The organism is Sulfitobacter sp. HNIBRBA3233 (genome assembly GCF_040149665.1).
Lineage (GTDB): Bacteria > Pseudomonadota > Alphaproteobacteria > Rhodobacterales > Rhodobacteraceae > Sulfitobacter > Sulfitobacter marinivivus.
Genome location: NZ_JBEFLP010000001.1, coordinates 606,397 through 630,355 on the forward strand (window position 1 = coordinate 606,397; position 23,959 = coordinate 630,355).

A 23,959-nucleotide genomic window follows, 5' to 3' on the forward strand; every position below is an offset into this window, starting at 1 on the left:
CGAAATTGCCGAAAATTCAGGTTTTGGTAAAAATGCATAAAAACAGACACCTAGGGCGTTTCGGGGTGAAAGTGCGTTACGAATAATCGTAAATTACGATTTTTCGTATTGCGGTGCGCGGCTGAATCGCACCCGATAGGGCATGACCTTTGCAGAGCCCAGATATGATTCACTGCTCGCCGGTGCCTTCGGCCCGACGCTGCTGATTGACCTTGCGACCGACCGCATTCTTGCTGCCACGGACGAGGCGCTCACGCTCTTCGCCGATGCGGCGCTGGTCGGGTCGCGTTTTGGCCGCCTCGTGGCCGAGGGGATGGCGGATTTCGTCGTCTTCATCTCCGAAGCGGAGCATCGCGGCGCCGCGTGGACGCGGCAGGTGGCGCTTCAATCCGCTGGCGGCGACCGGCTGGATTGTGAACTGTCGGGCCGCATCACGACCAGCGCGGGCCGCCGTGTGCTTTTGTTGAACCTGCTCGATCTCGCGCGGATCGAACGGCACGCGGCAGAGGCGGCGGCGACGAGCTATTACAAGAGCGGCCTGATCGAATGGCAGCGCGCGCAGAATTTTTTCGCCGACCTCGAGCGCGAGAACCAGCTGATCCTGAATGCGGCGGGAGAGGGGATCTATGGCGTCAACGCGGACGGCAAGACCACCTTCGTGAACCGCGCCGCGCAGGAAATGCTGGGCTGGACCACCGAGGACCTGCTGGGCCGCGACATCCACACGATGATTCACCACCACCACCTCAGCGGTGAGAAATACCCGTCGCACGAATGCCCGATCTACCAGTCGTTCCGCTACGAGCAGGTCAACCGCATCGAAGACGAGGTGTTCTGGCGCAAGGACGGCAAACCCATCCGCGTCGAATATGTCTCGACCCCGATCTACGACGGGGTGCAGCTGGTCGGGGCTGTGGTGATCTTCCGCGACATCACCGAACGGTGGGAAAACGAACGCAAGCTACGCGAAGCGATGGACGAGGTCGCGGCGCTGCGCGACCAGCTGGAGGAAGAGAACGCCTATCTGCAGGAGGCGATCAGCATCGAACGCGCCCATCACGATATCATCGGACGCTCGGATGCCATCCGGCGGATCGTGTCGCAGATCGAAATGGTGGCGCCCACGGACACCAGCGTTTTCGTGCGCGGCGAAAGCGGTGTCGGCAAATCGCTGGTGGCCTCGGCGATTCACAGCGACAGCCCCCGCAAACGCCGCCCGATGATCCACTTCAAGGCCGGCGCGATCAGCCCCGAAAAGATCGAGAGCGAACTTTTCGGGCAGGTGAGGGGGGCGTTCGCCGGAGCGCTCAAAGACCGTCCCGGCAAGCTTGAGCTTGCCCACGGCGGCACTTTGTTCATCGACGAGATCTGCGATATCCCGGTCGAGATCCAGGGCCATCTTCTCGACGCGCTGCAAAGCCGCGAGGTGACGCGGCTGGGCGATGACCGCCTGCGCAACCTTGATCTGCGCATCATCGCCTCCAGCAGCCGCGACGTGGAGCGCGAGGTGCAGGCGGGCCGTCTGCGGCAGGACCTGCTGCTGCATCTCAACGTCTTCCCGATCTCTTGCCCGCCGCTGCGCGAGCGCCCCGAAGACATCCCGATCCTGACGGTACATCTGCTGCGCATCGCCTGCCGCAAGCTGGGCCGGAAGGTCCCTGTGGTAACGGGCGGCACGATGCGCAAGCTGCGCCAGTACGACTGGCCCGGCAACGTCCGCGAACTGGCGAATGTCATAGAACGCGCGGCCATCGTGTCCCAGTCCGACAAGCTGCTGGTCGAAATCCAGAAAGAGGCCGCAGCCTCGGTCCGCTCCGCGTCAACGCTGCTGACCGAAGCCGATATCGAACAGATTCGCATCGCCAACACCATTGCCTGCATGAAAGAGGCGGGCGGAAAGGTATCGGGCAAGGAAGGCGCCGCGGCGCTGCTGGGCATCCGTCCGACGACGCTTTATTCGCGGTTGCAAAAGCTTGGTCTGGGGCGCGAGGATTGGTAGAGGAGGGCAGCCGGGCTCGAGGCGCAGGAGATACCGCTGCGGCGCGTCCACACTACAACAGGCGGGGCGATCCTTGTCATTCTCTTCCCATCTCCCGACACGCTAGGCCGACCCGATGACCCGCTATCCCGATCTCTATGTATTGCGCCACGGCGAGACGGCGTGGAACGCCGAGGGGCGTTTGCAGGGCCATCTTGATTCCGCGCTGACCACGGAAGGCCGCGCACAGGCGGCGCGTCAGGCCGGCATTCTGCGCAATATCGACCTGTCGGGGGCCGATCTGCGGTCAAGCCCGCAAGGCCGCGCATGGGAAACCGCGCGGACCGCGCTGGCAGGGCGCGGACCGATCCGGTCCGAGCCGCTGCTGCGTGAAATCGGTGTAGGCGCATGGGCCGGTCGCCGCCGCGACGACATCGCGGCAACGTGGCCCGTCCCGATTGAAGGATTCGAGCTTTACGAACAGGCCCCGGAGGGCGAGGGATTCGCCGCACTCGAAGCGCGGTGCCGGTTGCTGCTGCAGCGTCTGGACCGGCCCACGGTCCTTGTAACACACGGTATGACGTCGCGCATGATCCGCGCCATAGCACTCGGGCTGGGCCGCGCGGGTGTCGCGGATGTGGACGGCGGGCAGGGCGTTGTTTTCCACATTTCCAACGGTGTGCAAAATCGTCTCGAATGAGGCTTGCCATGCGCGCGGGCTTTGTCTAAACCGCACCCCACCGGGTCGTTAGCTCAGTTGGTAGAGCGCTTCGTTTACACCGAAGATGTCGGGAGTTCGAGCCTCTCACGACCCACCATATGCCTTCCTTCGGGGCGGCGAAAACAGATGCGCGGTTGTAGCTCAGTTGGTTAGAGTACCGGCCTGTCACGCCGGGGGTCGCGGGTTCGAGCCCCGTCAACCGCGCCACTGTTTTCCTTTTTCACCACATTGATGCCGTCGCGAAGAAGATTGCGCCCGCGAGGGCCGTGCCCCGCAAGCGCAGACGCGTGGCGCATTCGCCGATTTCGACCCATGGCGCGAAAGCAGGCGCAAAGAAATCCTGCAACCGCCAGATAAGCGCTTGACGCATCCCCGGCCTTGCAATATCCCGCCTCTCACGCGCTGGCGGCCACGGCCAACAGCGATGCAGCGGGCGGTTGTAGCTCAGTTGGTTAGAGTACCGGCCTGTCACGCCGGGGGTCGCGGGTTCGAGCCCCGTCAACCGCGCCACCGCTGCCTGAAAAAGGTCTCCTTCGGGAGGCCTTTTTTCGTTTCAGGACAATAGGCCGATGGGGGCCGGCGCGCGCCTGCGGTCAGGCTTCTGCGTCGTACCCCATGAACCGCTCGATCTGCGGCTCGAGCTGGTCGCGCATGAACATCAGGTCCGCGCGCGCCCATGTCTCCGGCGGGTCCTCGCGCGGGACGGCGGCCTTCCACAGGTTGCCCATCCGGCGCCGCACGGGCACGAACCCTTCTTCGGTCCAGACAAGGCCATACGCCTCTGCCAGCGCGTCGAGAAAGCCGCGAGGGTCGGCGTTGAACACTTCCAGCTGGACAAAGGCCACCGACGTGCCGCGATTGAGGAAACTCAGCAGCCCGCGATGTTTGAGATTGCGCATCTCGAAGATGTTGCGAAACCGCTGGCCGGTCAGCGGGTGGCGATCCCATTGCAGCTCGTGGCCTTCGGGACGCAATTGCCGGTGGACCAGTTCGAAATGATCGCTCTGGTCGATCTGGCCGATCCACTCGCCACGCAGAAATTCCGCGAAGGGTCGCTGCTGAACGATCGGGTCCGCGTGCCACGGTCGTTTGTAAAGCGACTGCGCCCAGGATTTCGCGTTGCGTACCACGCAGATCGTCAGGAAATCGGTGGGGATGCCCACCATGACAGGAAATCCGTGTTTCCATCCCAATGCCTCGGTGCGCGTGATCTCGAGGCTGCGGTTGATGCTTTTGCGCAGGATATTGGTGCCGCAGCCGCGTTCGCCCATCACCTGAAAGCGGTCGAAGGGGCCGTCGGCGTGCTTGTGGAAATGCCACCCGCGTTTGGCCATGTTGCGGGCCATCGCCTCGTAATCAGGGACGGTATTTGTCTCTACCATTGTCATTTTACGTCCTGCACGGCTAAATCCTCGCAAGGCGAAGCATCGCGAATTCGCCGCTGAATGAAAAGAGGAACAGGCATGCAGACGGCAGCGGCGGTTACGATGGTGCGCGACGACGCATTTTTTCTCAAAGCGTGGTTGCGCCACTACGGCGACATGCTGGGCCGTCACAACTGCTATGTCGTCAATCACGGCTACGGCGAGGACGTGGCCGAGCTGGCAAAAGGGTGCAATATCATCGGCATCCCCGGCGATCCGCACAAAAGCTTCGACGTCAAGCGGTGGGGCCTGCTGAACGGGCTCTTGCAGGGCCTGCGTAAGTACTACCGCCACGTGATCGTGGGCGACGTGGACGAACTGGTGGTGGTCGATCCGGACGCGGGCAAGACCCTGCTGGAGTTTCTAGAAACAGCGCCGACCAAGCGGGTTTTTACGCCACTGGGGCTCGAGGTCATCCACCGCATCGACATCGAGGAGGCCCCGATCACGGACCGTATCATCGGGCCGCGCATGCACGTGCGCCCCGCGCCGCATTATTCCAAACCCTGCATCGTCTCCACCGCGTCGAAGCTGGCGCGGGGCGGGCATTTCGCGCAGCACCCCAAGCTGCATACGCCCGACGAGCTTTATCTCTTTCACCTCAAGTTCTGTGATTTCGCCCAATACGCCGATGCGATGAACCGCCGGAACGCGGTTACCGAAGAGATCGGGGGCGGGATCAAGGACACGGCCATCGGACGCCACTGGTTTTCCGAGGCGCGCGGCGAGGACCGCGCGACATTCGAGGCCTTCGCGGACCTCGACATGCAGGACGGCTTCGATTTCTCGATGATGCGCCGCAAGATGCAAAGATCGTTCAAGCCGCGCGGAGAGACCGGGTATTACGAATTCAACCGGCCCAGCCTGAACACCCAGTATCGCCTGCCGGACCGCTTCAGGGGGGTGATCTAGAGCGCCGCAGGCCGCGCCTTCTCCGCTATCCGACACCAGAACCAGATCGAAAGGGCCTTTCGATGACGCTCCCCTCTGCCCAGCTCGGCATCCTGTGCATGATCTGCGCGATGTTCGCCATTTCGCTGAACGACATGCTGATCAAGGCGCTGTCGGGTGGCTATCCGCTGCACCAGATCGTGTTTGTGCGCACCGCCATCGGTCTGGTCTTCACACTCGCGCTGCTGCGGTGGGAAGGTGGCTGGCACTTGCTGAAAACCCGCGCGCCCGGCCTGCATCTTCTGCGGGCGACACTGCTGGTGGGGGCGAATACGATTTTCTACGCCGCTTTCGTGACCATGCCGCTGGCGACCGCCAATGCGCTTTATTTCGTGGCACCGCTTCTGGTGTCTCTGCTGTCCGTGCCGATCCTGGGCGAGCGAATCGGACTGCGCCGGATTTTGGCGATTCTGGCCGGATTCGTCGGGGTTCTGGTGATGCTTGCGCCGCAGATGCGGGGTGCGGACGCGATTGGCTGGCTGGCGTTGCTGCCAGTGATCGCGGCCAGTTGCTACGCGCTTATGGCGGTGCTGACGCGCATGCTGGGCCGCGAGGCGCGCGCGTCGGCACTGGCCTTCTACGCGCAGGCGGCGTTTCTGGTGGTCAGCCTTGCGGTCTTTGCCGTGGCGGGGCAGGGGCAGTTCCTGAAGGAAGGGGCCAACGACAGCCTCGTGTTCCTCCTGCGCCCGTGGGTCTGGCCCGCCGAGGGCGACTGGGCCCCGTTCATCGGATTGGGTCTGACATCGGCTGTGGTTGGATACACGATCTCGCAGGCCTACAGGCTGGCCAATGCCGCCACGGTGGCCCCGTTCGAATATATACTGCTGCTCTTCGCGCTGTTCTGGGGCTGGACGGTCTTTGGCGAATGGCCGCAACCGCTGGTGTTTGTCGGGGCGGCCATCATCGTGGCCGCCGGGATCTATGTATTCCTGCGCGAGCGGCGCGGCGGTTACCCGCGTTTGTCCTCGACGATCAGGCGCATCTGGTCCAGCGGCAGGTAGCCGCGCAGCAGCTCGTCTTCCATCACGAAGGTCGGCGTGCCGGTGATCTGCAAGGCGCTGGCCAGCTCGCGGGTGCGCGCGATCTCGGCGGTGACCTCGTCGCTTTGCATCCGCGCTTCGATCGCGTCCATATCGAGGCCGAAGGTGCTGCCCAGACGGCGCAGCGTGGGCATGGTGATGTCCCCGTTAAAGCTCATCAGCGCGTCATGCACGGCCATGTAGCTCTCGCCGCCCGACACCTGTTTTACCGCCACGGCAAACCGCGAGGCGAGCACGGATGCCTCCCCCAGAATCGGCAGTTCCTTGACGATCCAGCGGATGTTGCCGTCGCTCTCCAGCAACTCGGCCACCTCGGAGTGGGCGCGCTTGCAATAGCCGCAGCGGTAGTCGAGGAATTCGACCAGGGTGATGTCGCCCTCGGGATTGCCGCCGACGAAGGAAAATCCGTCGTTGAAAATCGCGTCGGCATTTTCGGTCACCAGCGATACATCGGCCTGTTCCTGCGCGGCGGCCTCACGTTCGCGCAGGATATCGACGGCCTGCATGATGACTTCGGGGTTCTCGAACAGATAGGCGCGGACCTCGGCGCGGAACAGCGCGCGTTCCTCGTCGGTCATTTCCTTGAGGTCGGCTGCACCGGCGGGCAGGGCAAGGGCGCAGATCAGGGCGGTAGTGGCGGTCAGACGTTTCATGGGCTCACTTTCGTTTTGCGGCGCGTTCGGCTGCAATCAGCACATCCTGTGCCCGCTGCCAAGGGCCCGAGCCCGTGGCCAGCAGGCCTGTTGCGCGTTTGGCGTGGATGCCGGCATCTTTCAGCCGGCCTTGAAGGGCGAAGCGTTCAGCGGTCGTCAGGGCGGCCATGCCCGTCTGGCCGGTCTTGGCGTAGGCGGTGGCCAGATCGCGCAGCATGGAGCTGTCGCGGGTATCGGCGCTGCGTGATTTTTCAAGCGTTTGCAGGGCATTCTTCACCTGTCCGCCGGCCAGTTGCGCACGCCCCAGCCCCGACAGAAGCAGCGGATTGTTCGGTGCGCGCTGCACGGCGCTGGCGTAGGCGTTGATCGCGGCGCCGAAATTGCGCGTCTCGAGCAGGATCTGGCCTTTCTGGTCGCGCAGGAACGGATCATCGGGGCGCGCGGCGATGGCGCGGTCGATCGCTGCCAGCGCCTTCTGGGTCCGTGAATTGCGGTGATGGGCGATCGCCTCGCGCAGCAGACGCACATCGGCGTAACGCTCCGAACCCAGCCGCCGCAGCGTCCAGGACGGCGCACGGGTATAGGCCGTGAGCTTGCCCTTGAGACGCGCGAACCAGTATTCCGCCGTGGCATCGGGCGGCAGCGCGCCATAGCTCGCGACATAGCCCGCCACCGCGCGCACGCGGTCGCGGCTCAGCGGGTGGCTGCGCAGGTAGGGATCCTGTCGTCCGACGCTCAGCGCCTCTTGTCCCTCGAATACCTTCAGCGTTTCCAAAAGCCCCTCGGGCGATGCCCCCGCAGAGCGCATGTAGCGCACGCCGGACTGGTCTGCCGAGGCTTCCTCGGCCCGGGTGTGGCTCAGGAACGACCGCTGCGCCGAACTGGCCGTGCCGAGCGCAATGCCGCCCGCGGCCTCTCCGCTGCCGGATGCCGCCGCGGCCAACGCCAGCGCAAGGCCAAGGCCCGCAATGGTGCGCGTATTGGCAAGGTTGGTCAGACGCCGCGTGATGTGCCCGTTGGCGATATGGGCGGCCTCATGCGCGATCACCCCCTGCAGCATCGCTGCGGTGTCGAGTTTGTTGATCAGCCCGTAGTGGATGAAGATCGCGTCGTTGCTGACCACGAAGGCGTTGAGACTGCTGTCATTGACCACCAGCACCTTGACCCGGCCGGGGCTCAGCCCCGCCGCGCGCAGGATCGGCGCGGCCAGACGGTCCAGCGCGTATTCCAGATCGGCGTCACGCAGCAGCGACGCCGATTGCGCCGGAGCGGCGAACGCCAGCGTCAAGACGATGGCCAGCATTGACGCCAGCCGGTGAATGGGATGAAACCGCATGGTGCGTACTCTAGGAGGCCCGTGATGCGAAATTCAAGCCGATCCCGTGTCGATCCCTTTATTGTGATGGATGTCATGCAAGCCGCCGCCGACGCCGAAGCGGCAGGCCGCCACATCATCCACATGGAGGTCGGGCAGCCCGGCACCGGTGCGCCCAGGGCCGCGACCGAAGCGCTTGCGCGCGCGATGGACGAGGGCCCGCTGGGCTATACCGTGGCGCTGGGTCTGCCCGCCCTGCGCGCACGTGTCGCACGCCTCTACGGCGACTGGTACAATGTCGATCTCGATCCCGCGCGGGTGGTGATCACGCCCGGATCATCGGGGGGGTTCATCCTCGCCTTTACCGCGCTTTTCGACAGTGGCGACAGGGTGGGCATCGGCGCGCCGGGCTATCCGAGCTATCGCCAGATCCTCGGGGCGCTGGGGATGGTGCCTGTCGATCTGCAAACCGCACCGGAAAACCGTCTGCAACCGGTTCCTGACGATTTCGCCGGACTGGATCTGGCGGGGCTGATGGTGGCATCCCCCGCCAATCCCTCGGGTACGATGCTGGACCGTCCCGCGATGAAGGCGCTGATCGACGCCTGTGCGGCAAGCGGCACGTCCTTCATCTCGGACGAGATCTATCACGGGATCGAATACGAGAAGAAAGCCGTGACAGCGCTTGAAATCACCGACGAGGCCTATGTGATCAACTCGTTCTCGAAGTATTTCTCGATGACCGGATGGCGCGTGGGCTGGATGGTAGTCCCCGAGGAACAGGTCCGCGTGGTCGAGCGGATCGCGCAGAACATGTTCATCTGCGCCCCCCACGCCAGTCAGGTCGCGGCCCTTGCCGCGATGGATTGCGACGATGAATTGCAAGCCAATATGGATGTCTACCGCGCCAACCGCGCGCTGATGCTCGACGGGTTGCCGAAGGCCGGATTTACCCGCATCGCGCCGCCCGACGGCGCCTTCTATGTCTATGCGGACGTCAGCGACATCACCGACGACAGCCGCGCACTGGCCGCCGAGATTCTGGAAAAGGCGGGTGTGGCCGTCACACCGGGTCTAGATTTCGATCCCGTTCGCGGGCATCGGACCTTGCGGTTTTCCTACGCCCGCAGCACCGCGGACATCGAGGAAGGTCTGGCACGCCTGAAGCGGTTCATGGACGCGCGCTGAACGCTGGATCGTGCCGCGCGCGGATGTTATGCTGCGCCAAACGGCCCCGTTAAAACCCAGACCGTCAGAGCAGCCATGAAACGCGTTTTCCTCAGCCTTATCTGTGTATTGGGCCTGATACCGCAGGTATCGGCGCAAGAAATGCTGGCGCTGGCGCGCGTCGATCCCGCCGCCAGCACGGTCGAGGACGGCTGGTTCGGGCGCAGCACGCTGAGACTGCATCTCAGCCAGGGGGTGCCGTTCCGGGTCTTCACGCTCGACGATCCCGCGCGGTTGATCGTCGACTTCCGCGAGGCAGATTTCAGCGGCGTAAGCGAATCCGACCTGCTGGCCGAGCCCGGCAGGATCGCGGCGCTGCGTTTCGGCGCGTTCCAGCCCGGCTGGTCACGGCTGGTGGCGCAGCTGTCCGAACCGATGCTGCCGGTCGAGATCGGGATGCCCGTCGGCCGCGACGATGGCCGCGCGGTGCTTGAGATCAGCCTGAAATCGGTGGCGCCCGAAGACTTTGCCGCAGCCGCCGGCGCGCCTGCGGACCCGAACTGGGCGCCCGCCTTCCTGCAACCCGCGCCGCCGCCCGATCCGCAGGACGACCGTTTCGTCGTGGTCATCGACCCCGGCCACGGCGGCATCGACCCCGGCGCCGAGGCCGAGGGCGTGGCCGAAAAGGACCTGATGCTGAGCTTTGCGCGGCTGCTGGCCGATACGCTCCGCCGCGCGGGAGTAGAGGCGATCCTGACCCGCGACGACGATATTTTCGTCGCCCTCGAAAGCCGTGTCGCGATCGCACATCAGGCGCGGGGCGATCTGTTCCTGTCGCTCCATGCCGACAGCCTCAGCGAGGGCGGCGCGAAGGGAGCCACGGTCTATACCCTATCCGAAGAAGCATCCGACGCGGCGACAGAACACCTTGCGGCGCGCCACGACCGGTCGGATATCATCGCCGGTGCCGATCTGACCGGATCGGACGATCAGGTGGCCGGCGTGTTGCTGGATCTGGCCCGCCAGGAGACCGAACCACGCTCCGAAGCGCTGGCGCAAACGCTGGCTGCGGGCATGAAAGAGGCGGGCGGCCCGATGAACCGGCGGCCCCTCAGGCGGGCCGGTTTTTCGGTCCTGAAGTCGGCGGATATTCCTTCGGTGCTGGTCGAGATCGGGTTTCTGAGCTCGAAACGCGATCTGGCGAACCTGCGCGATCCGGTCTGGCGGCAGGGCATGGCCGAAGGCATGGCGCGCGGCATCCTGCGCTGGCGCGACGAAGACGCCGCACGCGCCGCACTGGTCCGCCAGTAGTCGCGCCTGCAAGGCGCACCGCACGCCGGAGCCGGCACATTGTCAACAGATCGTGATCCGGCGGGGGCCAATACGCTCTTTTCATGGGGTTACTGGGCGAAATATCGCGGGTTTCGGCCAAGGCTTGTTTTGACCCTGCCGGTCGCAGCGGCTATAGGTTTTTGACTACAGTCAGCCGTTTCAAGGAGCTGCGCGCGGTGTTTCGTTTTATCCTGTCCTTCTTCGGAGGGATCTTTACCACTCTGACAATGTCTGTCGGCATGGTCGCGCTGACCATCGGTGCCGTCTTCTGGATGTACGGGCGCGACCTGCCCAGTCACGAATCCCTCGCCCAGTACACGCCGCCGACGATCAGCCGGATCTATTCCGGTCAGGGCAAGCTGATTGACGAATTCGCGACCGAACGCCGCCTTTTCGCACCGGCCAACACGATTCCGGATCTGGTGAAACAGGCGTTCATCTCGGCCGAGGACAAGAATTTCTACCAGCACGACGGCTACGATCTGCGCGGCATCGGTGCGGCGGCGGTGGACGCGGTGAAATCGCGCGGCCGCGACGTGCGCGGTGCGTCGACGATCACCCAGCAGGTGATGAAGAACTTCCTTCTGTCCGGTGACCGCCGCGCGGAACGCAAGATCAAGGAAATCATCCTTGCCGCGCGTCTGGAAGAAACCCTCGACAAGGAAAAGATCCTCGAACTCTACCTGAACGAAATCTTTCTGGGTCAGAACTCCTATGGCGTGGCGGCGGCCAGCCAGACCTATTTCAACAAGACGCTGGGCGAACTGGCGCCGCATGAGGCGGCGTTCCTTGCGTCCTTGCCCAAGGCCCCGTCGGATTACCATCCGGTGCGCCGCAAGGACCGTCTGCTGGCGCGGCGGAACTTCGTTCTGCGCGAGATGAAGGAAAACGGGTATCTCACCGAAGCGGTCTACCAGCGCGAGCGCGCCGCGCCGCTGCGGTCGGTCCAGAACGGCGATTTCGAAAGCTTCAAGGCAGAGCTGCCGCCGCGCGACTATTTCACGGATGAAATCCGCCGCCAGCTGTCCGAAGATTTCGGCGAGGGCGAATTCTTTACCGGCGGGCTGACCGTGCGCGCCACGATCGACAACGAGATGCAGCCGATCGCCGCAGAAGCGCTGCGCCGCCAGCTTGAGCAATTCGACCGCGGGCAGGGCGTCTGGCGCGGCACCGGCCTGACGCTGCCCGCTTCCGCGCTGGAAAGCGAACAGGCGTGGCGCGATGCACTGGCCGATACCCGCGTGCCGCGCGACATCTTCCTTGAAACGCAATGGTATCCGGCGGTGGTTCTCGAAGTCGGCGCAAAGGGCGCACGTCTGGGGATCGAGGATACGCCCACCGAAGAGGGCGGCAACTGGGTTCCGCCGAACGACATGGAATGGGCCCGCCCGCGGCTGGAGAACGGCAAGCTGGGCAATCGCGGCGATCTGGTATCGGTGGGCGATGTGGTGCTGGTGCGCCGCATGGTGACCGACGCGGACGGCAGTTTCATCCGCTGGACACTGCGGCAGGTGCCGGAAGTGCAGGGCGCCTTCGCGGCGATGGACGTCAACACCGGCCGCGTCATCGCGATGCAGGGCGGCTTCAGCTATCAGGACAGCGTCTTCAACCGTGCGACACAGGCCAAGCGCCAGCCGGGATCGAGCTTCAAGCCCTTCGTCTATGCCTCGGCGCTCGACAGCGGCTATACCCCGGCGACAATTGTTGTGGACGCGCCCATCGAGATCAACACACCGCAGGGTGTCTGGCGGCCCAAGAACGCGTCGAACCGGTACTACGGGCCGACCCCGCTGCGCACAGGGATCGAACAGTCGCGTAACCTGATGACCATCCGGCTGGCGCAAGAGGTCGGCATGGACGTGGTCGGCGAATACGCCGAACGCTTCGGTGTCTACGAGAACCTGTCACCGGTGCTGGCCAACGCGCTGGGATCCCAGGAAACGACGCTCTACCAGATGGTCGCGGCCTACGCGATGTTCGCCAACGGCGGCGAACGGGTCGAACCGACGCTGGTTGACCGGGTGCAGGACCGCTACGGGCGGACCGTCTACAAACACGACAAGCGCGTGTGCAACGATTGCGCGCTGCCGACGCTGCCTGCGGGCACCGCGCCGCGTGTCGTCTCCAACCGCGAGCGGGTGATGGACCCGGTCACCGCCTACCAGCTGACTTCGATGATGCGCGGCGTGGTCGAGCGTGGCACGGCCCGCAAGGCGGTCGATCTGGGCGTGCCGACCGCGGGCAAGACCGGCACGACCAACGACGCGAAGGACGTGTGGTTCATCGGCTTCACGAACAACATCGTCGCGGGCTGCTACATCGGCTATGACCAGCCGCGCAGCATGGGCAGCGGCGCCTCGGGCGGCGGCATGTGCGGGCCTGTGTTCCAGCGGTTCATGTCCAAGGCCGTGCAGAAATACGGTGGCGGCAAGTTCCAGGTCCCCGACGGGTGCCAGTTCATCAACATCGACCGCTTTTCGGGCGCGCGTCTGAGCGACAATGCCTCAGGTGCCAACGTCGTGTCGGAATGTTTCCGCGAAGGCGAAACGCCGATCTTCGGCATCACCTTCGACGGCGGCTTTGCCATGGGGGCGGATCTGCCGCTGGTGGACGAACTCGGCGGTGGCGGACGTCAGGTCACCACATCCACGGGCCGCAAGGCCGTGGTCGGGCCGAAGGCGGGCTTCGGCACGCTCAGCTCGGGCGGCCTGTACTGACCGGCAGCGGCGGCGCGGCGGTGCCTTCCGCCCTGTCGCGCCGGTGATCCAACCGCTTGCCGCGCCCCGCGCGCTGGTCTATTCGGAGGGGACCGAATGAGAGGCCGAAATGCGCGCAGAAGCACAGAACACCGTCGAGGAAATCCGCAAGTCGCTTGAGCTTTTGGCCCAGCGTCTGAACGTCGAGACCGCCCAGTACCGGCTGGAGGAATTCAACGCCCGTGTCGAGGATCCCAACCTGTGGGACGATCCCGAGGCGGCGCAAAAGCTGATGCGCGAACGTCAGGCGCTGGTCGATGCGATCGACACCTACGAAGGCATCAAGACCGACCTGCAGGACAACATCGACCTGATCGAACTCGGCGAGATGGAAAGCGACGAGGAAGTCATCGCCGAAGCCGAGGCAACGCTGAAGGCACTGGCCAAGAAAGCCGCCCAGAAAGAGCTCGAAGCGCTGCTGAACGGCGAGGCGGACAGCAACGATACCTTCCTCGAGATCAACGCGGGTGCGGGCGGGACCGAGTCCTGCGACTGGGCGTCGATGCTGGCGCGCATGTACGTCCGCTGGGCGGAAAAGAAGGGCTACAAGGTCGAGCTTCAGGCCGAGAGCGCCGGCGAAGAGGCCGGGATCAAATCCGCGACCTACAAGATCGAGGGCCACAACGCCTACGGCTGGCTGAAATCCGAAAGCGGCGTGCACCGGCTGGTGCGGATCAGCCCCTTCGACAGCGCGGCCAAGCGGCACACGTCCTTCACTTCGGTGAAGGTCTATCCGGTCGTCGACGACAATATCGAGATCGAGGTGAACCCCTCCGACATCCGCATCGACACCTACCGCTCCTCGGGCGCGGGCGGCCAGCACGTCAACACCACCGACTCCGCCGTGCGGATCACGCACCATCCCACGGGCATTGTGGTGACCTCCTCCGAGAAGTCGCAGCACCAGAACCGCGATATCGCCATGAAGGCGCTGAAATCGCGGCTCTACCAGATGGAGTTGGACAAACGCTCGGCCCTCGTGAACGAGGCCCACGAAAGCGCGGGTGACGCAGGCTGGGGCAACCAGATCCGCTCCTACGTGCTGCAACCCTACCAGATGGTCAAAGACCTGCGGACGAATTACGAGACTTCCGATACCAAGGGCGTGCTCGATGGCAACCTTGACGGGCTGATGGGCGCCACGCTGGCGCTTGCGGTCTCCGGCAAAAGCCGCGCCGAGGCACAGGGCGAGTAGATCCGCACCCGTCGCATGCGCGACGGGGATTGCGCGGGTAGGGCCACCCGTGGTTTTCTGCAGCCATGGATATATTGAAAATGGATGCGCTGGCGCAATCGGCCGCGCTGGATCAGGGTGACTTCTCGGTTGAGGAGTTGATGGACGCCACACTGGCGCGGATCGAGGCCGTGAACGGCACCGTGAACGCGATCGTCAGCCTGCGCGACGGCGACCGTCTGCGTGCGGAGGCGCGCGAGGCCGACAGCGGCCCGCGGCGCGGCTGGCTGCACGGCATACCGATCGCGATCAAGGACCTGTCGAACGCGGCGGGCCTGCCGACGTCGCGGGGATCGCCGCTCTTCGACGGAGAGATTGCCGAAACCGACGACATCATGGTCGCACGGTTGCGTCAGGCGGGCGCAATCATCATCGGCAAGACGAACACGCCGGAATTCGGTCTCGGATCGCATACGTTCAACCCGGTGCACGGGGCCACGCTCAACCCCTACGATACAACACGCAGCGCGGGCGGATCATCGGGCGGGGCGGCGGTGGCGCTGGCCACAGGAATGCTGAGCGTTGCGGACGGGTCGGACATGATGGGCAGCCTGCGCAACCCGGCGGGCTGGAACAATGTCTACGGCATGCGCCCCACCTGGGGCACCGTCCCGTCCGAGGCCGAGGGCGATCTGTTCCTGCACCAATTGTCCACGAACGGGCCGATGGCGCGCAGCCCCGGCGATCTGGCGGCGCTTCTGGACACGATGATCGGCTCTGACCCACGCCAGCCGCTGACATGGGCGGGGCGCAAGACCCTCACCACCGTCGCCAAGGCCCCGAAAAAGCTGCGCATCGGCTATCTGGGCGACTGGAACGGGGCCCTGCCGCTGGAAGAGGGGATCGAAGAGATTTCGCAGGACGCGATGAACGGGCTGCGCGATCTGGGGCACCGTGTCTCGGCGCTGGAGGCGCCTTTCGACATGGACGCGCTGTGGCAGTCGTGGACCGATTTGCGGTCCTTCGCCGTGGCCGGCGGGCTGGGGCCGATCTATGACGATCCGGCGCGGCGCGGCTATCTCAAACCGGCAGCAGTTTGGGAAATCGAACGCGGACGCGCGATGACCGCGGGCGTGATCCAGCGCGCGAGCGAGATCCGCTCGGACTGGTTCCGCCGGTGCACGCGCCTGTTCGAAAGCTTTGACGTGCTGGCACTGCCGTCCGCCCAGATGTGGCCCTTCGACGTGAACTGGGTCTTTCCCGAGGTGATCGCGGGCCGCCCGATGGACACCTACCACCGCTGGATGCAGGTGGTGATCCCCGCAGGACTGATCGGCCTGCCGGTCGTCAATATTCCCGCGGGCTTCGGGGCGAACGGGCTGCCGGCAGGCATCCAGCTGATTGGGCCACGGATGAGCGACGCCAGACTGCTGCAACTGGCCGGACAATGGCACGCGGCTACCGACTGGCCCGGCGCGCGGCCCCCGCCGGTATGACGTTGCCACGCGCCGCGCGGACCCCGTGGGGCCGGGGTAGCGCGGGCCAGGGGGACGGTAACCTGCCGCGTTGCACAGCTAGGTGAGGGCGGTTTCGCGGCCCTGCACGATCAGCAGTTCGCGCAGCTCGTCGGCCTGCGGATCCCCGGCTTCAAGGGCAAAGACCATGGCATGGGTCAGGTAGAAACACGCGGCATCCAGATCCAGCGCCTGTTCGGCGGCCTGCCGGTAAAGCGTGACCAGTGCCGCCAGATCGCCCGCTTCATGCGCCGCCAGAAGCTGCGCATCGAGGGGGATCATTCCGCCGCCATGCCCGTGCGCCGTCGTTCAAGCTGTGCCGCGACCCAGTCGTGAAACAGATGCGTGGGCCCGTCCATCGCGGGCGAAAAGCGCCCGCCGTCGAACCCCGGGGCGTGACGGCCGCGCTGCATGCCCTCGACCACAAAGATGTCCTCCTTGAAGACCGCCTGCCACTGTTCGGTGTTGCGCGCCCGCAGATCGGGGTCGGATTTCGGCGCGGCATAGTAGATGTGGATATTCTCGACCGTGCGTTCGGTGCTTTCGGGCACGAGGATGATCGCGAAACTGTGGTCGCGGTGGACACCCAGAAGCACGTTGGGAAAGAGTGTCACATATTCTGCCGCAGTATCCCATTTGTCGCTCAGCCCGTCAAAATCCGCGAAAAGGCTGCCGTCCTCGCCGCGGAGTTGGCGGTAGACCAGCGTCCCCTGACCCGAATACTGGCCGGGAACTTCGATGTGATAATGATCCTCCAGCCGCGAATAGCTGTTCAGACCGGGATGAACCCACGGCAGGTGGTAGCTTTCGCAATAGTTCTCGACTGCGAGCTTCCAGTTCGCCGCGAGCGTGAGCTGGAACCGGCTGTCGGCCCCTCCGTGGTAGAGCGGTTTGTCGAACTCGGCCCAGCGGGCCATCAGATCCGCATTCGCCACCTCAAAGGGGGCAGCGGTGCCCGATACGTTCACAAAAACCACATCCATCCAGATATGGCTGCGCACTTCGATCAGACCCAGAAGCGCGCGGTCGATGCCTTCGTGGGTATTGCGCCCCGGGCCCCCCACATGCGGCGTGCTGACCAGCCGCCCGTCCGTGCTGTAGCACCACGAATGGTAGGGGCAGCGGATCGCGCCCTCGATCTTGCGCGGGGCATCGACAAGGACCATGCCCCGGTGGCGGCAGATGTTCTGGAACACCCGAACGTGACCGGCGCGGTCGCGCACCACCAGAAGCGGCATACCCATCAGCGCGACGGGCACCGCATCGCCCACCTCGGGCACATCGGCGGCGACACACAGGCCCATCCAGTTGTCGAAGAGAACCGCATCGCGTTCTTCCGCGAAACAACCGGCATCGGTGTAATGGGCGTTCGGCAGCCCGTGGGCGCGTGCGATCGGCTGCTGGACAGTAGAGATGTCTGTAGGCGCGTATGTCATGGCGGTCTCCTCTGCTTTGAACCTAGCAGAACCGCGCCGTCGGGAGCGGACCATGCGCGACGGAAGTTTCCCAAGGGCGACACGTTTGGGGGTGCCGTGCGGCGTGGGATGGGGAGTGATTCGCGAAAGACACGGCGGGCACAAGCAAAGCGTGTGTCGGAAAAATCGGGCTCAATTCAGCGATGTGCTTCGGGCGCGGAGCGGGCGGGAATGACGACAAATAACGGCGTGATCCCAACATATCTGTTGATTGCGGGTCACATTCTATATCTGTGGAAGGGTGAATGCCGGGCGGGTGCGCCGGCAGGAAAGGCTTTGAAATGCTGGGCGCGGTGCTGTGGAGCGACGAAGACGCGGGCAGGGCGGTGATATGGTGCGCTGATCAAGGGCCGCTCGCCTTTCACGTGGGGCCGCCGCGGCTCCGGACCGGCGATACTGTTTCCTTCGAAATCGAACTGGTGGTCGAACACCGTCTGGCGGTCGACGTGCACCCTGCGCCGCGCAAGGCTGAAATTCCGCTGCCCGATACCCTGATAGCCGAGGCTGCCCGACAGCTGGAACCCCGTCAGGTCAACGCGCTGTTCCAGCGGATCGAGGCAATCGTCGGACAGGCGGTGCCGGACGACCTCGGTGACGACGACGAGGAGGATGAGTTTGGTGACGACGACGATCCGTCCGCCGCCACGACGCAGGAGGCCGGGCCGGTCTGGCCCAGCAACGTCGTCCCGTTCCGCTTTACCGGGTTGCCGCGCAAGAAGCGCGACTGACCCCCATCATTCGCCGCGCGACAGCGCCGCGACGCCGGTGCGGGCGATTTCGGTCAGCCCGAGCGGCCGCATCAGATCGGCAAAGGCGTCGATCTTGTCCGGCGCGCCGGTGATCTCGAAGACGAAGCTTTCCAGCGTGCTGTCCACCACATTGGCGCGGAAGATATCGGCCAGACGCAGCGCCTCGACCCGTTTGTCGCCGCTGCCCGCAACCTTGAGCATCGCGAGCTCGCGTTCGACCGCCTTGCCCTCGACCGTAAGGTCGTGAACATCGCGCACCGAGATGATGCGCCCCAGCTGCGCCTTGATCTGTTCGATGATCTGCGGCGTGCCGGTGGTGACGATGGTGATGCGGCTGAGGTGGCCGGTATGATCCACCTCGGCCACGGTCAGGCTGTCGATGTTATAGCCACGGCCCGAAAACAGGCCGATCACACGGGCCAGCACGCCCGGCTCGTTCTCGACCAACACGGCCAGCGTATGGCGTTCTTCCACGTCCGAGAAATCCGGGCGCAGGTTGTAGGCGGAGTGGCTGTTGGCACCCTTTTTGATTTTTAGCGGGGACATGGGGAAGCTCCTTCGGGGGCGGCGCAGAGGGACGCGGGTTTGAACCTTGGACGAGAACAGTCTGTTTCGCACTGGGGCTGAAACATTACCGTCCTGCCTTTCGTTTCTGCGGCAATGAAAATTGAACGATGGGGTGGCTGTAACGTGTGCGGAATTTTCGGGATGCTTTCGCTTTTCAAGAGATCGCCGCTGTTGCGGTTCGACGACGTGTTCGCCGATGACCCCTGCGACAGTGCCATTCCCGTCAGCACCGCAAGCGCGGGCCGCGAACATCCGCTGACCGACCGCACCCGCTGCGACAGCGACGCGCCCGGCTGACGGCGCCCCCGCCGGTGATGCGGCGAGGGGGCCTTTGCAAAAGGACGGTCCGTGCGGATCACACCAGCACCTTGCCCTCGGCGTCGATGGCGGTCGATGTGTCCACATCGCCCATGATCATCTCGTTGTGGGCCTTGCCCGAGGGGATCATCGGGAAACAGTTCTCGTGCTTTTCGACCAGACAGTCGAAGATCACCGGACCGTCGTGGTTGATCATCTCCATGATCGCATCGTCCAGATCGGCGGGATCCGAACAGATGATCCCCTTGGCACCGAAGGCTTCGGCCAGCTTCACGAAATCGGGCAGGGCCTCGGACCAGGATTGCGAATAACGCTCGCCGTGCAGCAGCTCCTGCCACTGGCGCACCATGCCGAGGCGTTCGTTGTTCAGGATGAACTGTTTGACCGGCAGGTTGTACTGCACGGCTGTGCCCATCTCCTGCATGTTCATCAGCCACGACGCTTCGCCCGCCACGTTGATGACCAGCGCATCGGGATGCGCCATCTGCACACCGATCGACGCGGGAAAGCCGTAGCCCATGGTGCCGAGGCCCCCGGATGTCATCCAGCGGTTCGGTTCCTCAAATCCGAGGTATTGCGCGGCCCACATCTGGTGCTGGCCCACCTCGGTACAGATATACCGGTCGTGGTCCTTGGTCAGCGCCTCAAGCCGCGCGATCGCGTGCTGGGGCTTGATGGTCGAACCGCTCTGCTTGAACTTCAGGCAGTCGACCGCGCGCCATTTCTCGATCTGTGTCCACCACTTGGCCACCGCTTCGCTGTTGGTCTTGCGACCGCGCGACTTCCAGACTTTCAGCAGATCTTCCAGTACGTGACCCACGTCGCCCATGATCGGGATGTCCACGCGGATGACCTTGTTGATCGAGCTTGGGTCGATGTCGATATGCGCCTTGGTCGATCGGGGGCTGAATTTCTCGACCACGCCGGTGATGCGGTCGTCGAACCGCGCGCCGATGTTGATCATCAGGTCGCAGTCGTGCATCGACATATTCGCCTCGTAGGTGCCGTGCATCCCCAGCATCCCCAGCCATTTGTCGCCCGACGCAGGGTAGGAGCCGAGCCCCATCAGCGTCGAGGTGATCGGGAAGCCCGTCGCCTCGACCAGTTCGCGCAGAAGCTGGCTGGCGCCGGGACCGGAGTTGATGACACCGCCGCCGGTGTAGAACACCGGACGCTTGGCTTTTTCGATGGCTTCGACCAGTTCGGTGATCGCCTCCATGTCGCCCTTGAGCTGTGGCTGGTAATGCGACAGCTGCGGCTTTTTGGACTGATACGTCCCCGAGGCGAATTGCACGTCCTTGGGAATATCGACCAACACCGGACCGGGCCGACCGTTGGTGGCGATGTGGAACGCCTCGTGGATCACACCAGAGAGCCGGTCCGTCTCCTTCACCAGCCAGTTGTGTTTGGTGCACGGACGGGTGATGCCAACGGTGTCGGCCTCCTGAAACGCGTCCGAGCCGATCATGAAGGTCGGCACCTGTCCGGTCAGCACCACGATCGGGATACTGTCCATCAACGCATCCGTAAGGCCCGTCACCGCGTTGGTGGCACCGGGACCGGAGGTCACGAGAACCACACCCGGTTTGCCCGTGGCGCGGGCATACCCCTCGGCGGCGTGCACGGCACCCTGTTCGTGGCGCACCAATACGTGCTTGATGTGGTTTTGCTGGAAAATCTCGTCGTAGATCGGCAGGACGGCACCGCCGGGATACCCAAATACGGTATCGACGCCCTGATCTATCAGGGCTTGAACGATCATCTTCGCTCCGGTCATCTGGCGTGTCATGTCTGCGGGTCCTTGTCCTTGGCTTCCGGCAATAGTGCCTCTTCAGGCGGTTTGTGTCGTGGCGGGGCTGTCGTTCCGGGGGAGGGCATAAAAAAACCCCCGATGTTTGATCGGGGGCGCATGGGTTCGATTATGGTCTACCGTCACCGGCCCATGCGCGTGCTTCCTACAATGACGACTAGGTCCAACATGACCCGTTTCTCCTCGCGTTGATGGAGGCGACATTATGGTTGTCGGAAAACGGCGTCAACCGCCAATCTCGCGAAATTAATGTCTCTGGGTCACAAAACTGCGACATATTGTTGCGCCGTTTTGTCGCGCCCCGACATTTTCGGCAAATACACGCCGGATTTGGACCGCGGTCGGACGCGCAGAAACTTCCGCCGGGCAGAGGGCGCATGCGGAGCGGACCACCGGCCGGCCGCGGGAGCCTGAGTGGCAAAAATCGCCGTCCGTGTTCTTGCAGTGCGCGTATCGCGAGCGGCCATCCGGCGCCGCCCGGGCGGATCACGCCGCGTAATTTTCGGAACCCGCATGGGGGAGTTGACGTTCTCTCTGCAACAGCACGGACCGCAGCGCGGGCCGGAAGTAATTGAAAGGACAGAACAATGAAGACAGGATTGACAGTCGCCGGGATCGTCGTCGTCGCACTTGTTGCAGGTGCAGCCATCTACATGGTCGATATCGATCAGACCGAAGAGGCATCGCTGCCAGAAGTCAATGTCTCGGTCGAAGAAGGCAACATGCCCGAATTCGACGCCGAGGTCGGCAGCGTCGGCCTCACCGAAGAGGAAGTCACCGTGGAGACACCCGACGTGGACGTCGATGTTTCGATGGAAGAAAGCACAGTCACCGTGCCGGGCATCGAAGTGACACCGCCGGAAGACGAAAACAACTAAGCGCCACAGCGTTCAGATTGACCGAACAGGCCCGGATGGAAACATCCGGGCCTTTTGCGTTCACAGATCGACGCCCGTACCTTGCAGAACGCCGTGCTCCAGCGCGTAGCGGGTCAGACCGGCGGTAGAGGAAATCCCAAGTTTACGCTTGATGTTCTTGCGGTGCGTTTCGACCGTGCGCACGGAAATATCGAGAACCTGCGCAACCTGCTTGTTCGACTGCCCCTGCGCAAGCTGCAGCAGGATGGTCTGTTCGCGTCCGGTCAGCGCCTCGCGGGAGCTTCGGTCCTTCGGCGTAAGCGATCCCTTGGCCCCGGTGCAAAGGTACTTTTCGCCGCGCATGACCGTATCGATCGCAAGCTTGATCTCGTCCGTGGGCACATCTTTCAGGATATATCCCATGGCCCCGTGGTTGAGCGCCGAGGAGATATATTCGGGGCTGTCGTGCATCGACAGGATCACCACGCGGGTGCCCGGACGACGCTCCAGCACGATCTCTGTTGCAGACAGGCCGCCGATGTCGGGCATGTTCAGATCCATCAGGATCACGTCCGGGTTCAGATTGTCGAGGGAGTCGATGATGGCGCGCCCGTTGGTCAGTGTTCCGACGACTTCGACGTCGTCATAGCTTTCCAGAATGCTCTGGATGCCTTCGGCGACCATGGGGTGGTCGTCGACAATGGCGATGCGCAAACGCTCGGCTGTCATGCGGCTGCCTTTCGGGTGTCGGTGCCGCCGGGATCTGGCGGCAGCATATGGGTAAGGGGGGCCGTGGCCTCGATCCGTAGTCCTTTGCCCAGAACCGGCCGCAGGTGCAAGTTTCCGCCCAGCTGTTCCATGCGCTCCTGCATGTTGCGCAGCCCCAGACCGAGGGTCCGTTCGCGCGGATCGAACCCGCGTCCGTTGTCGCTGATCCGCAGGGTCGCGCCGTTCTTGTGGCCCCGCAGATCGACGCTGACTTCGGTCGCGCCGGAATGGCGTTCGACGTTGGTCAACGCCTCCTGCGCGATGCGGTAAAGCGCGATCTTGGCGTCATTGTCGAGCCGGTTGCGGAAGACCACGGTCGAATAGGACACCGCGATGCCGGTGCGTTGCTCGAATTCCTCGGCCAGTGTCTTCAGCGCGGGCCCCAGACCCAGATCGTCCAGCACACCGGGGCGCAGATCGCGGCTGATGCGGCGGACCTCGGCGATGGCCTGTGCAAGGGACGCGATCCCGTTGGCAAGCGGTTCGTTGGCATTGGCATCGCCCCGGTCGAGCCTGCGGCGCGCGTTGTCCAGCGCGTATCGCACGCCCACAAGGATCTGGCTGATACCGTCGTGCAATTCACGGGCCACGCGGCCGCGTTCTTCTTCCTGCGCATCGAACACCCGCTGGGTCAGCTTTTTCAGCTTGGCGTCCGCCAGACGCCGTTCGCGCAGGTTGATCCCCATGCCTGTGGCGAAGACCACCAGAAGCGCCGACAGGGTGATCGCCCCGATATAGAGGAACGTGCGCTGCACCCGCGCCTCGACGTCCGCGCGGGCAGTCGCGACCGTTGCCAGCACGTCGTCGATGAAGACGCCGGTGCCCACCGCCCACTGCCACGAGGGAAAGGAGGTGACATAGGTGATCTTCTGCGCGAGCTCTCCCGTCGAGGGTTTGGGCCACAGATAGGTGTGATACCCCGCGCCGGAGCGGGCAATCTCGATCAACCGGTCGACCACGGGCGTGCCTTCGGGATCGGTTTCCCCGTTGAAGTTCTGGCCGATGCGCCCGGTCTCGCGCGGGGAGACGATGGCATTGCCGTCGTAGTCATAGACAAAGAACTGCCCGTCCTCGCCATAGATCATCGCCGCGAGGATCTGCGCCACGCGGGCCTTGGCCTCGTCGTCATCCGGCGCGGCGGACCCGTAGATGAAATAGAACCCGTTGCGCGCCTGCGTGACATAGTTGCGCAGTTCGGCCTTCTTGGCCTCCAGCAGCTGCGTCTCGAGCGCCTTGATCTCGCGTTCGGCCAGCGCCCGCGATTGCAACCCCACCAGCACCGCGATCGCGGCGACCGCAGCGATGAGCGGCACCGACGCCAGCAGCATCAGCTTCTGCGCATAGGACATCATGGCGGGACTGCGAAACCTGAACATGAATGATTCGATAC

At 64.1% G+C, this 23,959-nt stretch carries 22 protein-coding genes and 3 tRNA genes; 15 read left to right on the top strand and 10 right to left on the bottom strand.

The genetic code is table 11. The features are described from left to right. Positions 1-142 precede the first annotated feature (142 nt). The 4 genes from ABMC89_RS02980 to ABMC89_RS02995 all read left to right on the top strand — a co-directional run bounded on the left by ABMC89_RS02980 (position 143) and on the right by ABMC89_RS02995 (position 2,906). Positions 143-1,999 carry a sigma-54 interaction domain-containing protein gene (locus ABMC89_RS02980; RefSeq protein ID WP_349565038.1) on the top strand — a complete coding sequence of 619 codons (1,857 nt, stop codon included), beginning with the start codon at positions 143-145 and terminating at the stop codon, positions 1,997-1,999. A gap of 115 nt (positions 2,000-2,114) precedes the next feature. Next, the gene (locus ABMC89_RS02985) at positions 2,115-2,678 is read left to right on the top strand and encodes a histidine phosphatase family protein (protein WP_349565040.1); all 564 of its coding nucleotides are present in this window, start codon (positions 2,115-2,117) and stop codon (positions 2,676-2,678) included. Positions 2,679-2,720: 42 nt separating this feature from the next. Beyond that, a tRNA-Val gene (locus ABMC89_RS02990) sits at positions 2,721-2,796 on the top strand. A gap of 33 nt (positions 2,797-2,829) precedes the next feature. After that, positions 2,830-2,906 (top strand) — tRNA-Asp (locus ABMC89_RS02995). Between the two features lie 13 nt (positions 2,907-2,919). Here the strand turns inward: ABMC89_RS02995 and ABMC89_RS03000 are convergent. After that, a complete protein-coding gene (locus tag ABMC89_RS03000; RefSeq protein ID WP_349565042.1) occupies positions 2,920-3,069 on the bottom strand; it encodes a hypothetical protein in 150 nt (49 codons plus the stop codon). Between the two features lie 63 nt (positions 3,070-3,132). Between ABMC89_RS03000 and ABMC89_RS03005 the strand changes: the two genes are divergently transcribed. Continuing rightward, positions 3,133-3,209: transfer RNA gene (locus ABMC89_RS03005), tRNA-Asp, on the top strand. A gap of 83 nt (positions 3,210-3,292) precedes the next feature. On the opposite strand, the gene ABMC89_RS03010 is transcribed toward ABMC89_RS03005, so the two are convergent. Next, positions 3,293-4,081, bottom strand: coding sequence for a hypothetical protein (locus tag ABMC89_RS03010; RefSeq protein WP_349565044.1), 789 nt, complete (start codon positions 4,079-4,081; stop codon positions 3,293-3,295). A gap of 81 nt (positions 4,082-4,162) precedes the next feature. Between ABMC89_RS03010 and ABMC89_RS03015 the strand changes: the two genes are divergently transcribed. Both ABMC89_RS03015 and ABMC89_RS03020 read left to right on the top strand, forming a co-directional pair. Beyond that, positions 4,163-5,035: a glycosyltransferase family protein gene (locus tag ABMC89_RS03015; RefSeq protein ID WP_349565046.1), complete on the top strand. Its 873-nt coding sequence runs from the start codon at positions 4,163-4,165 to the stop codon at positions 5,033-5,035. A 62-nt stretch (positions 5,036-5,097) separates the two neighbouring features. Beyond that, a complete protein-coding gene (locus ABMC89_RS03020; RefSeq protein WP_349565048.1) occupies positions 5,098-6,075 on the top strand; it encodes a DMT family transporter in 978 nt (325 codons plus the stop codon). On the opposite strand, the gene ABMC89_RS03025 is transcribed toward ABMC89_RS03020, so the two are convergent. After that, positions 6,024-6,767 (bottom strand): DsbA family protein, encoded by a 744-nt coding sequence (locus ABMC89_RS03025; protein WP_349565050.1) that lies wholly within the window; start codon positions 6,765-6,767, stop codon positions 6,024-6,026. The two genes, ABMC89_RS03020 and ABMC89_RS03025, sit on opposite strands and share 52 nt — an antisense overlap. Before the next feature lie 4 nt (positions 6,768-6,771). Beyond that, positions 6,772-8,103 carry a M48 family metalloprotease gene (locus tag ABMC89_RS03030; RefSeq protein ID WP_349565052.1) on the bottom strand — a complete coding sequence of 444 codons (1,332 nt, stop codon included), beginning with the start codon at positions 8,101-8,103 and terminating at the stop codon, positions 6,772-6,774. Positions 8,104-8,127: 24 nt separating this feature from the next. Between ABMC89_RS03030 and ABMC89_RS03035 the strand changes: the two genes are divergently transcribed. The 5 genes from ABMC89_RS03035 to ABMC89_RS03055 all read left to right on the top strand — a co-directional run bounded on the left by ABMC89_RS03035 (position 8,128) and on the right by ABMC89_RS03055 (position 16,007). Beyond that, positions 8,128-9,270: a pyridoxal phosphate-dependent aminotransferase gene (locus ABMC89_RS03035; RefSeq protein WP_349565054.1), complete on the top strand. Its 1,143-nt coding sequence runs from the start codon at positions 8,128-8,130 to the stop codon at positions 9,268-9,270. Positions 9,271-9,345: 75 nt separating this feature from the next. After that, positions 9,346-10,560, top strand: coding sequence for an N-acetylmuramoyl-L-alanine amidase (locus tag ABMC89_RS03040; RefSeq protein WP_349565056.1), 1,215 nt, complete (start codon positions 9,346-9,348; stop codon positions 10,558-10,560). Positions 10,561-10,757: 197 nt separating this feature from the next. Next, the gene (locus ABMC89_RS03045) at positions 10,758-13,298 is read left to right on the top strand and encodes a penicillin-binding protein 1A (protein ID WP_349565058.1); all 2,541 of its coding nucleotides are present in this window, start codon (positions 10,758-10,760) and stop codon (positions 13,296-13,298) included. Between the two features lie 109 nt (positions 13,299-13,407). Next, entirely contained in the window at positions 13,408-14,532 is a 1,125-nt protein-coding gene (prfB, locus tag ABMC89_RS03050) for a peptide chain release factor 2 (protein WP_349565060.1), read from the top strand. Between the two features lie 65 nt (positions 14,533-14,597). Then, a complete protein-coding gene (locus ABMC89_RS03055; protein WP_349565062.1) occupies positions 14,598-16,007 on the top strand; it encodes an amidase in 1,410 nt (469 codons plus the stop codon). A 78-nt stretch (positions 16,008-16,085) separates the two neighbouring features. Here the strand turns inward: ABMC89_RS03055 and ABMC89_RS03060 are convergent, their stop codons facing one another. Beyond that, positions 16,086-16,307 (bottom strand): hypothetical protein, encoded by a 222-nt coding sequence (locus ABMC89_RS03060; RefSeq protein ID WP_349565064.1) that lies wholly within the window; start codon positions 16,305-16,307, stop codon positions 16,086-16,088. Further along, positions 16,304-17,461, bottom strand: a complete 1,158-nt coding sequence (locus tag ABMC89_RS03065; protein WP_349565066.1) for an aromatic ring-hydroxylating oxygenase subunit alpha — start codon at positions 17,459-17,461, stop codon at positions 16,304-16,306. The genes ABMC89_RS03060 and ABMC89_RS03065 overlap by 4 nt, the downstream gene beginning before the upstream one ends. 284 nt (positions 17,462-17,745) lie before the next feature. On the opposite strand from ABMC89_RS03065, the gene ABMC89_RS03070 reads away from it, so the two are divergent. Beyond that, a complete protein-coding gene (locus tag ABMC89_RS03070) occupies positions 17,746-18,228 on the top strand; it encodes a hypothetical protein (protein WP_349565068.1) in 483 nt (160 codons plus the stop codon). A gap of 6 nt (positions 18,229-18,234) precedes the next feature. On the opposite strand, the gene ilvN is transcribed toward ABMC89_RS03070, so the two are convergent. Beyond that, the gene (gene ilvN / locus ABMC89_RS03075) at positions 18,235-18,795 is read right to left on the bottom strand and encodes an acetolactate synthase small subunit (RefSeq protein ID WP_349565070.1); all 561 of its coding nucleotides are present in this window, start codon (positions 18,793-18,795) and stop codon (positions 18,235-18,237) included. A 162-nt stretch (positions 18,796-18,957) separates the two neighbouring features. On the opposite strand from ilvN, the gene ABMC89_RS03080 reads away from it, so the two are divergent. Next, complete coding sequence (locus ABMC89_RS03080) at positions 18,958-19,113, top strand: hypothetical protein (protein ID WP_349565072.1); 156 nt, start codon at positions 18,958-18,960, stop codon at positions 19,111-19,113. A gap of 58 nt (positions 19,114-19,171) precedes the next feature. Here ABMC89_RS03080 and ABMC89_RS03085 read toward each other — a convergent pair whose 3' ends face one another. Beyond that, the gene (locus tag ABMC89_RS03085) at positions 19,172-20,923 is read right to left on the bottom strand and encodes an acetolactate synthase 3 large subunit (protein ID WP_349565074.1); all 1,752 of its coding nucleotides are present in this window, start codon (positions 20,921-20,923) and stop codon (positions 19,172-19,174) included. Positions 20,924-21,531: 608 nt separating this feature from the next. On the opposite strand from ABMC89_RS03085, the gene ABMC89_RS03090 reads away from it, so the two are divergent. Beyond that, positions 21,532-21,822, top strand: coding sequence for a hypothetical protein (locus ABMC89_RS03090; RefSeq protein ID WP_349565076.1), 291 nt, complete (start codon positions 21,532-21,534; stop codon positions 21,820-21,822). Between the two features lie 60 nt (positions 21,823-21,882). Here ABMC89_RS03090 and ABMC89_RS03095 read toward each other — a convergent pair whose 3' ends face one another. After that, a complete protein-coding gene (locus ABMC89_RS03095; protein ID WP_349565078.1) occupies positions 21,883-22,530 on the bottom strand; it encodes a response regulator transcription factor in 648 nt (215 codons plus the stop codon). Then, positions 22,527-23,945 (bottom strand): cache domain-containing protein, encoded by a 1,419-nt coding sequence (locus ABMC89_RS03100; RefSeq protein ID WP_439655632.1) that lies wholly within the window; start codon positions 23,943-23,945, stop codon positions 22,527-22,529. Before ABMC89_RS03100 ends, ABMC89_RS03095 begins: the two co-directional genes overlap by 4 nt. Between the last annotated feature and the right edge of the window lie 14 nt (positions 23,946-23,959).

What these genes read in the sequence shown, in the direction of transcription:
- ABMC89_RS03035 (WP_349565054.1), top strand. Translation starts at nt 8,128, where the DNA reads ATGCGAAATTCAAGCCGATCCCGTGTCGATCCCTTTATTGTGATGGAT.
- ABMC89_RS03070 (WP_349565068.1), top strand. Translation starts at nt 17,746, where the DNA reads ATGCCGGGCGGGTGCGCCGGCAGGAAAGGCTTTGAAATGCTGGGCGCG.
- ABMC89_RS03025 (WP_349565050.1), bottom strand. Translation starts at nt 6,767, where the DNA reads ATGAAACGTCTGACCGCCACTACCGCCCTGATCTGCGCCCTTGCCCTG.
- ABMC89_RS02985 (WP_349565040.1), top strand. Translation starts at nt 2,115, where the DNA reads ATGACCCGCTATCCCGATCTCTATGTATTGCGCCACGGCGAGACGGCG.
- ABMC89_RS03015 (WP_349565046.1), top strand. Translation starts at nt 4,163, where the DNA reads ATGCAGACGGCAGCGGCGGTTACGATGGTGCGCGACGACGCATTTTTT.
- ABMC89_RS03095 (WP_349565078.1), bottom strand. Translation starts at nt 22,530, where the DNA reads ATGACAGCCGAGCGTTTGCGCATCGCCATTGTCGACGACCACCCCATG.
- ilvN (WP_349565070.1), bottom strand. Translation starts at nt 18,795, where the DNA reads ATGTCCCCGCTAAAAATCAAAAAGGGTGCCAACAGCCACTCCGCCTAC.
- ABMC89_RS03030 (WP_349565052.1), bottom strand. Translation starts at nt 8,103, where the DNA reads ATGCGGTTTCATCCCATTCACCGGCTGGCGTCAATGCTGGCCATCGTC.
- prfB (WP_349565060.1), top strand. Translation starts at nt 13,408, where the DNA reads ATGCGCGCAGAAGCACAGAACACCGTCGAGGAAATCCGCAAGTCGCTT.
- ABMC89_RS03100 (WP_439655632.1), bottom strand. Translation starts at nt 23,945, where the DNA reads ATGTTCAGGTTTCGCAGTCCCGCCATGATGTCCTATGCGCAGAAGCTG.
- ABMC89_RS03000 (WP_349565042.1), bottom strand. Translation starts at nt 3,069, where the DNA reads ATGCGTCAAGCGCTTATCTGGCGGTTGCAGGATTTCTTTGCGCCTGCT.
- ABMC89_RS03055 (WP_349565062.1), top strand. Translation starts at nt 14,598, where the DNA reads ATGGATATATTGAAAATGGATGCGCTGGCGCAATCGGCCGCGCTGGAT.
- ABMC89_RS03090 (WP_349565076.1), top strand. Translation starts at nt 21,532, where the DNA reads ATGAAGACAGGATTGACAGTCGCCGGGATCGTCGTCGTCGCACTTGTT.
- ABMC89_RS03020 (WP_349565048.1), top strand. Translation starts at nt 5,098, where the DNA reads ATGACGCTCCCCTCTGCCCAGCTCGGCATCCTGTGCATGATCTGCGCG.
- ABMC89_RS03040 (WP_349565056.1), top strand. Translation starts at nt 9,346, where the DNA reads ATGAAACGCGTTTTCCTCAGCCTTATCTGTGTATTGGGCCTGATACCG.
- ABMC89_RS03010 (WP_349565044.1), bottom strand. Translation starts at nt 4,081, where the DNA reads ATGGTAGAGACAAATACCGTCCCTGATTACGAGGCGATGGCCCGCAAC.
- ABMC89_RS02980 (WP_349565038.1), top strand. Translation starts at nt 143, where the DNA reads ATGACCTTTGCAGAGCCCAGATATGATTCACTGCTCGCCGGTGCCTTC.
- ABMC89_RS03085 (WP_349565074.1), bottom strand. Translation starts at nt 20,923, where the DNA reads ATGACACGCCAGATGACCGGAGCGAAGATGATCGTTCAAGCCCTGATA.
- ABMC89_RS03060 (WP_349565064.1), bottom strand. Translation starts at nt 16,307, where the DNA reads ATGATCCCCCTCGATGCGCAGCTTCTGGCGGCGCATGAAGCGGGCGAT.
- ABMC89_RS03080 (WP_349565072.1), top strand. Translation starts at nt 18,958, where the DNA reads ATGCTTTCGCTTTTCAAGAGATCGCCGCTGTTGCGGTTCGACGACGTG.
- ABMC89_RS03065 (WP_349565066.1), bottom strand. Translation starts at nt 17,461, where the DNA reads ATGACATACGCGCCTACAGACATCTCTACTGTCCAGCAGCCGATCGCA.